This window comes from Deltaproteobacteria bacterium, from assembly GCA_016210005.1.
Taxonomy (GTDB): domain Bacteria; phylum Desulfobacterota; class Binatia; order HRBIN30; family JACQVA1; genus JACQVA1.
Genome location: JACQVA010000011.1, coordinates 1 through 15,113, shown reverse-complemented (window position 1 = coordinate 15,113; position 15,113 = coordinate 1). Strand labels below are relative to the sequence as shown.

The 15,113-nt window shown below is 67.1% G+C and carries 12 protein-coding genes; 10 read left to right on the top strand and 2 right to left on the bottom strand.

The features are described from left to right. Positions 1–19 precede the first annotated feature (19 nt). Together HY699_01905 and HY699_01900 are read left to right on the top strand one after the other, a co-directional pair. Positions 20–199 (top strand): GIY-YIG nuclease family protein, encoded by a 180-nt coding sequence (locus HY699_01905; GenBank protein MBI4514555.1) that lies wholly within the window; start codon positions 20–22, stop codon positions 197–199. Between the two features lie 281 nt (positions 200–480). After that, positions 481–945, top strand: coding sequence for a hypothetical protein (locus tag HY699_01900; protein MBI4514554.1), 465 nt, complete (start codon positions 481–483; stop codon positions 943–945). Between the two features lie 27 nt (positions 946–972). Here the strand turns inward: HY699_01900 and pyrF are convergent, their stop codons facing one another. Both pyrF and HY699_01890 read right to left on the bottom strand, forming a co-directional pair. Continuing rightward, on the bottom strand, positions 973–1,734 hold the full coding sequence (pyrF, locus tag HY699_01895; GenBank protein MBI4514553.1) for an orotidine-5'-phosphate decarboxylase: 762 nt from the start codon (positions 1,732–1,734) through the stop codon (positions 973–975). A gap of 35 nt (positions 1,735–1,769) precedes the next feature. Then, positions 1,770–3,488 carry a proline--tRNA ligase gene (locus HY699_01890; GenBank protein ID MBI4514552.1) on the bottom strand — a complete coding sequence of 573 codons (1,719 nt, stop codon included), beginning with the start codon at positions 3,486–3,488 and terminating at the stop codon, positions 1,770–1,772. 125 nt (positions 3,489–3,613) lie between these two features. Between HY699_01890 and HY699_01885 the strand changes: the two genes are divergently transcribed. The 8 genes from HY699_01885 to recG all read left to right on the top strand — a co-directional run bounded on the left by HY699_01885 (position 3,614) and on the right by recG (position 14,412). Beyond that, a complete protein-coding gene (locus HY699_01885) occupies positions 3,614–3,937 on the top strand; it encodes a hypothetical protein (GenBank protein ID MBI4514551.1) in 324 nt (107 codons plus the stop codon). After that, on the top strand, positions 3,831–4,388 hold the full coding sequence (locus tag HY699_01880) for a transcriptional repressor (protein MBI4514550.1): 558 nt from the start codon (positions 3,831–3,833) through the stop codon (positions 4,386–4,388). Before HY699_01885 ends, HY699_01880 begins: the two co-directional genes overlap by 107 nt. 196 nt (positions 4,389–4,584) lie before the next feature. Next, positions 4,585–5,124 carry a bifunctional pyr operon transcriptional regulator/uracil phosphoribosyltransferase PyrR gene (gene pyrR, locus HY699_01875; GenBank protein ID MBI4514549.1) on the top strand — a complete coding sequence of 180 codons (540 nt, stop codon included), beginning with the start codon at positions 4,585–4,587 and terminating at the stop codon, positions 5,122–5,124. A gap of 13 nt (positions 5,125–5,137) precedes the next feature. Beyond that, entirely contained in the window at positions 5,138–6,121 is a 984-nt protein-coding gene (locus HY699_01870; protein MBI4514548.1) for an aspartate carbamoyltransferase catalytic subunit, read from the top strand. Continuing rightward, positions 6,118–7,431 (top strand): dihydroorotase, encoded by a 1,314-nt coding sequence (locus HY699_01865; GenBank protein ID MBI4514547.1) that lies wholly within the window; start codon positions 6,118–6,120, stop codon positions 7,429–7,431. The genes HY699_01870 and HY699_01865 overlap by 4 nt, the downstream gene beginning before the upstream one ends. Then, positions 7,428–8,546 (top strand): glutamine-hydrolyzing carbamoyl-phosphate synthase small subunit, encoded by a 1,119-nt coding sequence (carA, locus tag HY699_01860; GenBank protein ID MBI4514546.1) that lies wholly within the window; start codon positions 7,428–7,430, stop codon positions 8,544–8,546. Before HY699_01865 ends, carA begins: the two co-directional genes overlap by 4 nt. A 90-nt stretch (positions 8,547–8,636) precedes the next feature. Next, complete coding sequence (carB, locus tag HY699_01855) at positions 8,637–11,885, top strand: carbamoyl-phosphate synthase large subunit (GenBank protein ID MBI4514545.1); 3,249 nt, start codon at positions 8,637–8,639, stop codon at positions 11,883–11,885. 133 nt (positions 11,886–12,018) lie between these two features. Next, positions 12,019–14,412: an ATP-dependent DNA helicase RecG gene (recG, locus tag HY699_01850; protein ID MBI4514544.1), complete on the top strand. Its 2,394-nt coding sequence runs from the start codon at positions 12,019–12,021 to the stop codon at positions 14,410–14,412. Positions 14,413–15,113 lie beyond the last annotated feature (701 nt).

Here is a 15,113-nt window from a genome sequence, read left to right as displayed (position 1 = left end):
GCAGCATAAGAGCAAGGTAGTGGAGGGTTTTTCGGCCAAGTACGGCGTTGACAAGCTGGTCTACTACGAAGCGCACGGCTGCGCAGAGACCGCAATCGTGCGGGAGAAGCAGCTGAAGAAGCGGCGCCGCGCCTGGAAGATCGAGCCGATCGAAGCTCGGAACCCGGACTGGCGAGACCTCTATGACGAGATCGTGTAGCGCTGGCGGGTCGTAGCGAGCCGGTGCCGTGGATTCCCGCTTTCGCGGGAATGACAAATTGCGTCCCTTTCGTGGGCCTCGGCCTGACAGCACACAGTACTGTCAGACTGGTGAGGATTTGCCCGGTCGGCTGCACGTTACCCACAGATTTGTCGCACACCCCGTGACCCGGGGGCGGCGAGAAGCCGGTGTTGACGGCGATCCGCCGCTTCGGCTAAGCACGTGGAAATCCGCGCAACACTGCCGCCTCATGCCGGCTGCTCCGCCAAGGAAAGATCCCGATGGATGAGGAACTCCTCTTGCAGAAACTCAAGGCGCTGGCCTTCGACGGTGGACAGCGGCCGATGACCGTGGAGGATCTCGTGCGCATCCAGCCCGGCCTTGGCCGCTTGATGCCCGAGATCGGCGCGCGCACCTGGAAGCTGTACTACGCCGCGCAAGCCGAGAACTGGCCGATGGCTGCGTTTCAGTACAAGGAGATCAAGGGCCTCCTGGAGCTCTGCGCCTTCACCCGCCCGAAGCACGAGGAGGCGCTCAGCCGCTACCTCGAGAAGAGCTGGGCCACCCTCGAAGCGCCGCTCCAGCAGCGTGACTTCGCCGCCTTCGAGGCTGCCTTCCACAAGTGCGTGAAGGCGGCCAACGTCTACCACGAACTCACGGGCAAGCCGTACATAGTCTGGAAACTACCCGACGCACCCCCGCCCGATCTCGATCTGCGGCCGCAGCGCGCCGAGAACGAAACCTGAACCCGGTGCCGAGAGGCGCGACGGCGGCTAGGTCTTGGAACGGTCGCTAAACAGCCGCACCCGGCGCTCGATCGAGGCCAGCCCGCGCTCCATCGAGGCCACGATCTCGCGAGCGGCGGCCGCCGGATCGGCGGCGTCGCGAATCGGCCGGCCGACGACGAGATAATCGGCGCCGGCGCGCACGGCATCCTCCGAACTCATTACGCGCTTCTGATCGTCGACCTCTCCGTCCTGACCTCGCACGCCCGGGGTCACGATGATGAAGCCGCGGCCGCACTCCTTGCGAATGCGGACGATCTCTAGCGGCGAGGCCACCACGCCGTCCATGCCGGCCAGCTTAGCCAGCCGCGCCAACCGCACCACCTGGCTCTCGACGCCCGCCATGATGCCGACGCGCTTGAGATCATCGCGGTTGAGGCTGGTGAGCACCGTGACTGCCAAGATCTTCGGCTTGCGCAGCGCCTCGGTGCGGCACACTTTAGCGACCTCGGCCACCGTGCGTTGCATCATCTCCAGGCTGCCCGAGGCGTGCAGGTCGAACATGCGCACGCCCATGCGCGCCGCTTCCACCCCGGCTTTGGCCACCGTGCGCGGAATGTCGTGGAACTTGAGATCGAGGAAGACCTCGCCGCCGTGGTCGCGAATATCGCGCACGATCTGGGGGCCGGCGTGCAGGAAGAGCTGCTTGCCGACCTTGAACATGCCGACCTCTTGCGCCAGCCGGCCGACCAGTTCGAGCGCCTCGCGGACCGAGCCGACATCGAGCGCAAAGATCAGACGGCTGCGCATGCCGCCCTGATGGCCGCCAAACGGCCACTGCAAGGTCATCGGCCAATCTCCGTCCGGACCACGTTACGCACCCGTTCGGCCACCTCGCTCACCGGCAGCTCGCTCGCCTGCGCCTCGCGGCGGTGTTTGAACTCCACCGCTCCGCGCGCCAGGCTCTTCGGCCCGACCGTGATCCGCAGCGGCACGCCAATCAAATCAGCGTCTTTGAACTTCACCCCCGGCCGCTCCTCGCGGTCGTCGAGCAAAACCTCAACGCCGGCCTCTTCGAGTTGGCCGGTGAGCGCCTCGGCGGTGGACCGCAGTTGCTCGTCATTCCAATTGACGGGGACGACGTGCACCTGCGCCGGAGCGATGGCCAGGGGCCAGATGATGCCATTGGCGTCGTGGTGCTGCTCAACTGCCGCCGCTGCGGTGCGGGTGATGCCGATGCCGTAACAGCCCATTACCAGCGGCTGCTCCTGGCCGTTGGCGTCGAGGTAGGCGGCCTTCATTGGTACGCTGTACTTCGTGCCCAGGTAGAAGATGTTGCCGACCTCGATGCCGCGGTGGGCCGCGAAGCTACCGCCGTCACAGCGCGGGCAGCGATCACCCGCACGCGCCGCCCGCAAATCGGCGAACCGCACACCGGGCAAGTCGCGCGCCTGATCGACGTCCACGAGGTGATGATCGGCCTCGTTCGCGCCACTCACCGCACCGGAGATGCCGCGCAGCGCGCGATCGGCCAGCATCGGTGCATTGAGGCCGATCGGGCCCGCATAACCCACCGGGGCGCCGGTGACCCGGCGCACCGTGTCTTCGTCGGCCAGCGCCACCCAATCTACCGCCAGTGCGGTCTTCAGCTTGGTCTCGCTCAGCTCGTGATCCCCGCGCACCAGCGCCGCGACCGTGCTGCCGGAGCTGGTGAGGTACAGCAGCGTCTTGATGAAGCGCGCCGGCGGCTCGGACAGGAATTCGGCCACCTCTTCCACCGTACGCTTGCCCGGCGTACGGACTTTACGAGTCGGGTTGCCGGCCGGCGTCGTTGCTGGCGGCGTTTCGCCCACCTCGGCACGCTCGACGTTGGCGGCGTACTGGCACTGGGTGCAGCTGACGATGGCGTCCTCGCCGGAATCGGCGAGCACCTGGAACTCGTGCGCTGCGCTGCCGCCGATGGCGCCGGTGTCCGATTCCACCTGTCGCGTCGTCAGCCCGCAGCGTGCGAAGATCCGCCGGTAGGCCTCGGCCATGTTCTGATACTCGCGCCAGCAGTCGGCCTCGCTGGTGTGGAAGGAATAGGCGTCCTTCATGATGAACTCGCGGCCACGCATCAGGCCGAAGCGCGGGCGCACTTCATCGCGAAACTTGGTCTGGATCTGGTAGAGATTGAGCGGCAACTCGCGGTACGAGCGCACCTCACGGCGAACGATGTCGGTGACCAGCTCCTCGTGCGTCGGCCCGAAGCAGAAGTCGCGCTCGTAGCGGTCCTTCATCCGCAATAGTTCCTTGCCGTAGTGCTCCCAGCGGCCGCTCTCCTGCCACAGCTCGGCCGGGCAGACGGCCGGCATCAGAATCTCCTGCGCCCCGGCCCGATTCATCTCCTCGCGCACGATCTGCTCGACTTTGCGCACCACCCGCAAGCCCAGCGGCAAGAAGTTGTAAATTCCGCGCGCCACCTGGCGGATCATCCCGGCACGAACCATCAACTGGTGGCTGATGACCTCGGCATCGGCCGGGTTTTCCTTGAGCGTCGGGATCAGCGATTGGCGATAGCGCACGAGCACAACCTTAGCGGGAGAAGTTGGCCGACCTTAGAGGCTGCCCCCGGCGAGGTCAAGCACGCTCAGGGCCAGCCGGCGTTGCTTGCTTTACAAGCCCACCCGCCTCCAGTAAGAAAAAAGCCATGGCAGTGAAAAACACACGGCCGGGTGCGAATCAGCAGGCCATGCTCGATGAGCTCAAACAGTTAGCCACCCAGCTCGGCATCGAGGTGCGCGAGGAGCGGCTGCTGCGCGAGGTGGGCTACCGCGTGCGCAGCGGCAGCTGCCGGGTACACGAGAAGAACCTCATCCTGCTCGATCGCGGCTTGCCGGTCACGGCGCAGATCGACATCCTGGCCAATGAACTCGCCACCCGGCCGCTCGAGACCATCTACTTGTCGCCGGCAGCGCGACGCCTGCTCGAAGGGGCGACCCCGGAGGCGGCCAGTGCACCGGGTGAAGGATAAGCTGTCCACCGGCGACCGTTTCGCCACCTTCAAGGAGCATCTGCGGCGCCGGCGCCTGAAGTCGACCGCCCAACGCGACGACATCACCCGCGTCTTCTTCGCCAGCAACCGCCACAGCAGCGTCGAGGAAATCTATAACGCGGTAAAGAAGGTTAACCCGGGTATCGGCTACGCCACGGTTTACCGCACCATGAAGCTGCTCACCGAGTGCGGCCTGGCCGTCGAGCGCCACTTCCGTGATGGCGAGGCCCGCTACGAGAGCGGGGTCAACCGCGAGCACCACGACCACCTCATCTGCGAGGAGTGCGGCAAGATCGTCGAGTTCGAAGAAGAGCGCATCGAAGCCCTCCAGGAAGAGGTCGCCCGGCAACTCGGCTTTCGCCTTAGCGGCCACAAGATGGAGCTGTACGGCCGCTGCCGCGATTGCCTCAAAGCCCACGCCGCCGGCTGATCCCGGCTCCGCGCGCAAGCGGTGAATTGACTTCGCCCGCCGCGAGGGCTAGATAATCGCCGACCTTTTAAGTCTGGTCCCGAGAGGCCAGGAAGGGGTTCGATGAACGGCTACAGCAACAACCTTGGTATGTGGGTGACGGCCTCCTCGCGGCGAGGGGGCTTTTTTTTGCCCGCTGGAAACCTGCGGCGTCAGCATGGGTGAGCGCATAGTCATGGATGCGCAAGGCGTCGAGCGCGCGCTCACGCGCATGGCGCACGAGGTGCTCGAACGTAACAAGGGCACCGAGCAGTTGGCGCTCATCGGCATCCGCTCGCGCGGTGTCCACGTGGCGGAACGTTTGCGGGCGAAGATCGCCGAGATCGAGGGCGTCGAGCTGCCTAGCGGCATCATCGACATCACCTTGTACCGCGACGACCTCGGCCGGGCGCGCCAGCAGCCGCTGGTGAAGGGCACCGACATTCGCTTCGCCATCGACGGCCGGCGCGTGCTGTTGGTCGACGATGTCCTCTACACCGGGCGCACGGTGCGCGCCGCCCTTGATGCCTTGATGGATTTCGGCCGGCCGCAGAGTGTGCAGCTGGTGGTTTTGATCGACCGCGGACACCGCGAGCTGCCGATTCGCGCCGATTACGTCGGCAAGAACCTGCCGACGGCAGTCAACGAATCGGTGCAGGTACGGTTGCAGGAAAGCGACGGGCGCGACGAGGTGGTGATCGCGCGCCCCCCGGCTTGAGTGGAGAGCAGCTATGGACTTCAGCGCGCGTCACCTGCTCGGCCTCGAAGGCATGAGCCGTGAAGACATCCTCTACCTCCTCGACACCGCCGCCTCGTTTCGCGAGATCTCGGAGCGCGAGATCAAGAAGGTGCCGACGCTGCGCGGCAAGACCGTCATCGGCCTGTTCTACGAAGCCAGCACCCGCACCCGCATGTCATTCGAGATCGCGGCCAAACGCATGAGCGCCGACTTCGTCAGCCTGTCGGCCGCGGCCAGCAGCGTCACCAAAGGCGAGACCCTGTTGGATACCGCGCGCAATCTGGCGGCCATGCGGCCCGACGGCATCGTACTGCGGCACCCCTCGTCCGGCGCCCCCCACTTCCTGGCGCAGCGGGTCGATTGCGCCATCATCAACGCCGGCGACGGCGCCCACGAGCATCCGACCCAGGCCCTGCTCGATCTGCTCACCATCCGTGAGCACCGCGGCAACTTGGAAAGCCTGAAGGTCGCGATCGTGGGCGATATCCTGCACAGCCGCGTCGCCCGCTCGAACCTCTGCGGCTTGCGTGCGCTCGGCGCCGAGGTGCGCCTGATCGGCCCGCCGACGCTGCTGCCGCGCGAGCTGCGGCAGTGGGCGGAAGTGACTCATGACCTCGCCGAAGGCGTGCGCGGCGTTGACGTGATCATGACTCTGCGCCTGCAGCGCGAGCGCCAGGGCGCCAACTTCTTCCCCAACCTCGACGAGTACTCGCGCTATTTCTGCCTCACCGAAGCGGTCGTGCGCCAGGCCGCGCCGCAGGTGCTGATCATGCATCCCGGCCCGATCAACCGGGGCGTGGAGATCGCCAGCGAGGTGGCGGACGGGCCGTATTCGGTCATCATGGACCAGGTCACCAACGGTGTCGCGTTGCGTATGGCGGTGCTCTTCCTGCTGATCAACCGCAGCCGCGAAGTGGTAACGGCTGAAACCGAAGCGCCGGCCCAAGCGACGCCCTTGCGCCGGAGGGCGGGATGAGCGGCGCACTCCTCATCACCGGCGGCACCGTCATCGACCCGGCCGCGGGCGTGCACGAGCGGCGCGATCTGCTTATCCGCGACGGGCTGGTGGCCGCGGTCGCGCCGCCCGGCGACCTCGACGCCGGCGGCGCCGAGGAGCTTGACGCCGCCGGGTGCTGGATCGTGCCCGGGCTCATCGACATGCACGTCCACCTGCGCGAGCCGGGCTACGAGTACAAGGAGACCATCGCCAGCGGCGCGCGCGCGGCGGCGGCCGGCGGCTTTACCGCGGTGGCGTGCATGGCCAACACCAATCCGGTCAACGACTGTGCCGCGGTCACGCAGTCGATTCTCGAGCGAGCGCGGGCGCTGAATCTGGTGCGCGTCTACCCCATCGGTGCGGTCAGCGTCGGCCTGCGCGGACAACAGCTGGCCGAGATCGGCGAACTGCGCGAAGCCGGCGTGGTCGCGCTCTCCGACGACGGGCAGCCGGTGATGGATGGCAGCTTGATGCGGCGCGCCTTGGAGTACGCGAGCATGTTTGGCCTGCCCGTGATCGCCCACGCCGAGGACCGCAACCTCGCCGGCGGCGGCGTGATGAACGAAGGCGCGGTGTCACTGCGGCTGGGGCTCGCGGGGGCACCGGCCGCCGCCGAATCCGCCATGGTGGCGCGCGACCTCGCCCTGGCCGAACAAACCGGCGGCCGCCTGCACGTCGCCCACGTCAGCACCGCCGGCGCGGTCGAGTTGATCCGTGCCGCCAAAGCCCGCGGCATAAATGTGACCGCGGAAGCGGCGCCGCATCACTTCACCCTCACCGAAGCTGCCGTCGCCGACTACAACACCAACGCCAAGATGAACCCGCCGCTGCGCACCGAGACCGATGTAGCGGCCGTTCGCGAAGGTATCCGCGACGCCACGCTCGAGGTCATCGCCACCGATCACGCGCCCCACCACCGCGATGAAAAGGAATGCGAGTTCGACGCCGCCTTGAACGGCATCATCGGCCTGGAAACCGCTCTGCCCCTCGCCCTGCGTCTACTCGGCGAAGCCCAGGTCACGATCGATACCCTGGTGCGCGCGCTCAGCGTCAACCCGGCCAGGATCCTCGCTGTCGCCGGTGGCTCGCTCGCCGTCGGCCAGCCCGCTGACGTGACCGTGATCGACCCCAAGCGCCGCTGGCGGGTGGAGACGGACAAGCTGCTGTCGAAGAGCCGCAACACGCCCTTCGGCGGCTGGGACATGGTGGGACAAGCGGTGGCTACCATCGTCGGAGGCCGCACCGTGTTTCGCGCCGCCGCCAACGAGCGGAGGAAGAAGTCAGCATGAAAGCACTGTTGGCCCTCGCCGACGGCACCGTATACGAAGGCGAGTCGTTTGGCGCCAGCGGCGAAACCGTCGGTGAGGTCGTCTTCAACACCTCGATGACCGGCTATCAAGAGATCCTCACCGACCCCTCGTACCGCGGCCAGCTGGTGGCCATGACCTGCCCGGAGATCGGCAACGTCGGCGTCAACCGTGAGGACGTGGAATCACTGCGCCCGTTCGTGCAAGGCTTCATCGTCAAGGAGTACTGGGAACAGCCGAGCAACTGGCGGGCGCAACAGAGCTTGCGCGACTACCTGGTGGCCAACGCCATCCCCGCCATTCAAGGCATCGACACCCGCGCCCTGGTGCGCCGGCTGCGCCAGTACGGCGCGCAAGAAGCGGTGCTCTCGACCGTCGATCTCGATGCGGCGCGGCTGGTCGAACGGGCGCGGGCGTCGGCCGGCCTCATCGGGCGTGACCTCGTCAAGGAAGTTACTTGCACCGCCGCTTACGATTGGGATGAGGCGACCTGGTCGCTGTCACACGGTTACGGCCGCGCCGAGGGGGCGGGCGCGCGGCCCTTCGTGGTCGCCTACGATTACGGGATCAAGCGCAACATCCTGCGCTGCCTGGTCAGCGGCGGCTGCCGCGTGCGCGTGGTGCCGGCCGCCACGCCGGCGGTTGAGGTGCTGGCGCTCAAACCGGACGGTATCTTTCTCTCCAACGGCCCCGGGGATCCCGACGTCGGCCCCTACGCCGGCATCGTGCGCGAGCTGATCGGCAGGCGGCCCATCTTCGGCATCTGCCTCGGCCATCAGATGCTCGGCCTGGCGCTGGGCGGGCGCACCTACAAGCTCAAGTTCGGCCATCACGGCGGCAACCAGCCGGTCATGGACCTCACTACTCGTAAGACCGAGATCACCAGCCAGAACCACGGCTTTGCCGTCGCGGCCGAGTCGGTCCAGGGCATCGCTGCGGTCACCCACGTTAATTTGAACGACCAGACCGTCGAGGGTTTGAGCCAGCCCGAGGCGCAGCTGTTCTCGGTGCAGTATCACCCCGAAGCCTCGCCCGGCCCGCACGACGCCAACTACTTGTTCAAGCGGTTTCTGAACATGATGGAGGCGGGTCGGTGAAGCGCTCGACGGGGCATCCCTGGTTCTCTCTCCCCGCATCGGTGTGCGGAGAGAGGGCTGAGGCAGAGAGAGGCATAGGAAGTCGGGCTCATGCCCAAACGCACTGACCTCAAGAGCATCCTCCTGATCGGCTCGGGCCCGATCGTCATCGGCCAAGCCTGCGAGTTCGACTACTCGGGCACGCAGGCCTGCAAGGCGCTCAAGGAAGAAGGCTTCCGGGTCATCCTGATCAACTCCAACCCGGCGACGATCATGACCGACCCCGGCTTTGCCGACCGTACCTACGTCGAGCCGATCACCGCCGAAATCCTGGAGCGCATCATCGCCGCCGAGCGCCCCGAGGCCTTGCTGCCCACCATCGGCGGGCAGACCGGGCTCAACATGGCCATCGAGCTGGCTGAGCGCGGCGTGCTCGATCGCTACGGCGTCGAGCTGATCGGCGCCAAGCTGCCGGCAATCAAAATGGCTGAGGACCGCAACCTCTTCAAAGCCGCGATGGAGCGCATCGGCCTCGACTTGCCGCGCAGCGGCTACGCCCACTCGTTAGCCGAAGCGCAAGCAATTCGCCACGAGCTGGGCTTGCCGCTGATCATTCGTCCCTCGCGTACGCTCGGCGGTACCGGCGGCGGCGTGGTCACCACCGAGGCTGCCTTCGAAGCAGTCGTAAGCTGGGGCCTCGATGCCTCGCCGACCAACGAGGTGCTGGTCGAGGAATCGATCGCCGGCTGGAAGGAGTTCGAGCTCGAAGTGATGCGCGACGGCAAGGACAACGTCGTCATCGTCTGCTCGATCGAAAACTTCGATCCCATGGGTGTGCACACCGGCGACAGCATCACCATCGCGCCAGCGCAGACCCTCACCGATAAGGAATACCAGATCATGCGCGACGCCGCGCTCGCCATCATCCGCGAGATCGGCGTCGATACCGGCGGCTCGAACATCCAGTTCGGCGTCCATCCCGACAACGGGAGGCTGGTAATCATCGAAATGAATCCGCGGGTCTCGCGCAGCTCCGCCCTGGCCAGCAAAGCCACCGGCTTCCCGATCGCCAAGATCGCCGCCAAGCTCGCCGTCGGCTACACCCTCGACGAGATCCGCAACGACATCACGCGTGAGACCCCGGCGTGTTTCGAGCCCACCATCGACTACGTGGTAACCAAGATCCCACGCTTCACCTTCGAGAAGTTTCCCGCCGCCACCGACCTGCTCGGGCCGCAGATGAAGTCGGTCGGCGAGGCCATGGCGATCGGCCGCACGTTCAAGGAGTCGCTGCACAAGGCCATCCGCTCGCTCGAGATCGACTCCTACGGGTTCGACGACAAAGGCCTGGGCCAGCACCTGGAGGGTGCTGCGCTGGACGAGAAGTTGGCCACGCCCAACGCTCGCCGCCTGTGGTACATCGCCGCCGCCTATCGCGCCGGGTACAACACGCAACGCCTGTTCGAGCTGTCGAGGATCGATCCGTGGTTCTTGGAAAACATCCGCCAGATCGTCGCCTGCGAAGACGAGATCCGACAGTCGGGCGCGCCGCTGGCTGCCGACTTGTTACGCCGCGCCAAAGCCATGGGCTTCTCCGACATCCGCCTGGCGCAGTTGACCGGCGGCAGCGAAGAAGACCTCCGCCAGAGGCGGCTGCGCGCTGGGGTCGAACCGGTCTACAAGATGGTCGACACCTGCGCCGCCGAGTTCGCCGCCTTCACTCCCTACCTCTACTCGAGCTACGACGCCGAAGACGAATCGGGCGTGACCGATCGCAAGAAGGTCCTGATCCTCGGCGGCGGGCCCAACCGCATCGGCCAGGGCATCGAGTTCGACTACTGCTGCGTGCACGCCGCCTTCGCACTCAAGGAGGACGGCTACGAGACCATCATGGTCAACTGCAACCCCGAGACCGTCAGCACCGACTACGACACCTCGGATAAACTGTACTTCGAGCCGCTCACGCGTGAGGATGTCCTCGGCATCATTGCCCGCGAGCAGCCCTTGGGCGTGATCGTGCAGTTCGGCGGCCAGACGCCGTTGAAGTTGGCCGTGCCGCTGGAGCAGGCCGGCGTGCGCATCCTCGGCACCTCGCCCGACGCCATCGATCGCGCCGAGGATCGCGAGCGCTTCGCCGTGCTGCTGACCCGCTTGGGCTTGCGCCAGCCGGCCAACGGCATCGCCCGTACGGTTGACGAGGCCGTGCGCGTGGCGGCCGGCATCGGCTACCCGGTGCTGGTGCGGCCATCGTACGTGCTCGGGGGGCGGGCGATGGAGATCGTGCACGAGGAGACCGCGCTGCGCGGCTACATGGCCCGGGCCGTGGACCTGGCGCCTGATCGGCCGGTGCTGATCGATCAGTTTCTCGAAGACGCCATCGAGCTGGACGTCGACGCCATCAGCGACGGCGAACTAGTCGTGGTCGGCGGGATCATGGAGCACATCGAGCGCGCCGGCGTGCACTCCGGCGACAGTGCCTGCTCGCTGCCGCCGATCACCATCTCCAAAGCGGTGCAGGACGAAGTCCGCCGGCAGACCCAGGCACTGGCGCGCGAGCTGGAAGTCATCGGCTTGATGAATATCCAGTTCGCCGTCAAAGGCGACGACGTCTACATCCTCGAGGTCAACCCGCGGGCCTCGCGCACGGTGCCGTTCGTCAGCAAGGCCATTGGTGTACCGCTGGCGAAACTGGCAGCGCGTGTCATGCTCGGACGCCCGCTGCGCGAACTGGGTTTCACCGCCGAGGTGGTGCCGGACCATATCTCGGTCAAAGAGGCCGTGTTCCCCTTCACCAAGTTCCCCAACGTCGACACCCTGCTCGGTCCGGAGATGAAATCCACCGGCGAGGTGATGGGAATCGACAGCACCTTCGGGGCGGCCTTTGCCAAGGCGCAGATTGCTGCCGGCACCATGCTACCGCTGGGTGGTACGGCCTTCCTCAGCGTGCCCGACGAAGACAAGCCGCGTGTGCTGCCGATCGCCCGGCGGCTGGTGCAGGAAGGCTTTCGTTTGATCGCCACGCACGGCACCGCGGCCTACCTCAGCCGGCACGGGGTGGCAGTCAGCGGCATCAACAAGGTCGCCGAGGGCAGCCCGCACATCGTCGATGCCATCCGCGGCGGCAGCATCGCGATGGTCATCAATACGCCGATGGGTATTGGGTCGCAGCAGGACTCGTACTCGATCCGCCGCAGCGCGCTCGAGTGCCGCGTGCCGTATTTCACCACCGTGGCGGCGGCGGCCGCTGCCGCCGAGGGGGTGGCGTGGCTGCGGCGCGAGGCGCTGCAAGTGTGCCCGCTGCAAGACCATCATCGTGCTGCCGCCGGCGACGACGGCGCTAATCGTGCCCCCCGGAGTTGACAGCGATTCGCTGGCGGCCTTCCTGGCGGCGGTCAGTGCACCGCTGGACTTCTTACTACGCAGTCCGGCCGCGGCCGCCGAGCGCGTCGGCGTGCCCGCAGCGGCGCTGGCCGAGCGCGGGCGCGCGCTGACGATGACGCTGGCCGAGCCGGCGCGCTCACAACTCGGCGCCGTATGCGCCGCGCTCGAAGCCTTCGTGCGGCACCCGCCCCCCGATCGCCTCGCCTGGGCGCGCGCGCTGCGAGAGTTGGTGGGCGGGCTTGGCGCCGTTCCCCTCGCCGCCGCACCCGGGCCAGCGACCAGCGCCCCGGTGCCGGCTTCGGCTCGGCCGGTGCAGTGTGCCGCCCCGGCAACAGCCGTGCCCGCAGCCGTCGCGGCGCAAGTACCGCCGTATCAGCGTAGCGGCGGGGATCTCGCCGCTGGCCTGGAAGCGCTCAAGCAGCCGGTGCAGTTCGTGCGCGGCGTCGGGCCGCAGCGCGCTGAGCAGTTCCGGAAACTCGGCCTGCGCACGGTCGAAGATCTCCTGTATCACTTGCCGTTTCGTTACGAGGACCGGCGTGCGGTGTGCACGGTCCGCGAGCTGCGCCTAGGCGAAGAGGGCAGTGTGATCGGCGAGATCGCACACTTGGCCGAGCGCTTCGTCGGACGCAGCCAGCGCCGCATCTTGGAAGGCGCACTCAAAGACGACAGCGGTTTGCTCGCGCTCACTTGGTACCACCAGGTCGCCTACTTCAAGAACCGCTACCGCCTCGGCCAACGTTGTCTGGTGCACGGCAAGGTCGAGGCCGGGCCCACCGGGATGAAGCGCATGGTGCACCCCGAGATTGATCTCGAAGCCGAAGCGCAGGGGCAAGGTATTCTGCCGGTCTACAACAAGCCGGCGGCGATGAGCGTCGGCGTCATGCGCAAGATCGTGCAGCAAGCGGTGAGTGAATACGGCGCGCGTGTTCCCAGCGCTCTGCCCGAAAGCATCACCCGGCCGCGGCAGGTGCTCGACCTGACGCGGGCGCTGCGCATCGTGCATCAGCCCGCGCGGGAGATGGACGTGGCGCAGTTGAACGCCTTTGCTTCGAGCGGACATCGCAGCCTGGTGTTCGATGAACTCTTCTATCTCCAGCTCGGGCTCGGTTTGAAGCGGCGGGCGATTGCGATCGAAGACGGGCGCGCGCTCGCACGCCGCGGCCATCTCACCGATCGGCTGGCGCAGCAGTTGTCCTTCCCGCTCACCAAGGCGCAGCAGCGTGTGATCAAGGAGATCTACCAGGACATGGCCGCGCCGCATCCGATGCATCGGCTGGTGCAAGGCGACGTCGGCAGCGGCAAGACCATCGTGGCGCTGTTCGCCGCGCTGGTGGCGGTGGAGAACGACTTGCAGGCCGCCTTCATGGCGCCGACGGAGCTGCTGGCGGAGCAACACTTCAACACCATCGGCCGCTGGTGTGAGGCGCTGGGCGTGCGCGCGGCGCTGCTGACGGGCGAGCAGCCGCGGGCAACGCGCCGCACGCTGGAGCGCGAGCTGGCCGCGGGCGAGATTCAGATCGCCGTCGGCACCCACGCGCTGATTCAGGAGAGCGTGCGCTTCAAAGCCGTCGGCCTGAGCATCATCGACGAGCAGCACCGTTTCGGGGTGATGCAGCGGGCGGCGCTGCGTGGCCTCGGTGGCGATGCCGGCGAGCCGCCGCCCGACGTGCTGTTGCTCAGCGCCACGCCGATTCCGCGCACGCTGGCGCTCACGCTCTACGGCGACCTCGATGTCTCGGTGCTCGACGAAATGCCACCGGGCCGCCAGCCGGTGCGCACGCTGGTGCTGCGCGAGCATGATCGCCCGAAGGTCTACACCCTGGTCAAGCGCGAGCTCGATGCCGGGCGCCAAGGTTACGTCGTCTATCCGCTGGTTGACGCCAGCGACAAGGCCGCCCTGCGCGACGCCACCACCATGGCCAACGAGCTCGCGCGCACGGTGTTCGCAGGCTATCGCGTCGGCCTCATCCACGGCCGCATGAAGGGCGCGGAGAAAGAGCAGGTGATGCGCCGCTTCAAGGCCGGCGAGCTGCAGCTGCTGGTGAGCACAACCGTGATCGAAGTCGGCATCGACGTGCCCAACGCGACGGTGATGGCGATCGAGCACGCCGAGCGCTTCGGCTTGGCACAGCTGCACCAACTGCGCGGGCGCGTCGGACGCGGCGGCGAAGCTTCGACCTGCATCTTAGTGGGGCCGGCCTACGCCGGCGACGAGGCGTACCGCCGGCTCAAGGCGATGGAGCGCACCAGCGACGGTTTCAAGATCGCGGAGATCGATCTTCAAATCCGCGGTCCCGGCGACTTCATCGGGACGCGGCAATCGGGGCTACCCGACTTCCGCGCTGCCAACCTGCTGCGCGACAGCCGCGTGCTCGACGACGCCCGCCGCGCCGCTCAAGAGTGGCTGCAGCTTGATCCGGCACTGCGCACCCCTGAGTCGGCGGCCTTGCGCGCGGTGTTGCAACACCGCTGGGCCGGCCGGCTCGGGCTAGCCGAGATCGGCTGAGAGCCCGCACGGCCGAATGCGCCGGCTTGGAGTGCGGATGAACCCCGCTCCGGCTGAGAAGGCCGCGCAGCGGCCGTCTCGAAGCCGGGCCCGCGGGCATCGCTGAAAGCACGGGCGGCTCTCGCCCGCAGATTTCCCGCAAGCCCCCCAGTCCCTCGGTAGCGCAGGCCCTTCGACGCAGCCTAGCGCGGGCTGGCGCCCGCAACCCAAAGCTCGACCGGGGGTATTCCGTCATGCCCGCACTCCTTAAAGCCTGCCCCCGCGAAGGCGTGGGGCGGGCATCCAGGGGCGGTAGGGCTCCGGATGGATTCCCGCCTTCGCGGGAATGACGGAGGGAAATCCTCGCGCGCCGCGACGATTTCCGGCCATAGTAGTTCAGGACGGGCATCTTGCCTGCGATCCCTCGTCTCGCTGGCACCGGCGGTCCCGCTGGTAGCCCAGGCCGCTCTACCGGTGGTGCAGGCATCTTGCCTGCGGTCCCTGACCCACCCAAACCCAAGCTGCTCAGTCCCTCGGTGGCGCAGGCGTCCCCGCCTGCCGTCCCTCGTCTCGGTGGAACCGTCGTCCTCGCTGGTGGCCCGGGCCGCTCTACAGGTGGCGCAGGCATCTTGCCTGCGGTCTTTCCTCCCAGTGGCGCAGGCATCTTGCCTGCGGTCCCTGACCCACCCAAGCCCAAGCTGCTCAGTCCCTCGGTGGTGCAG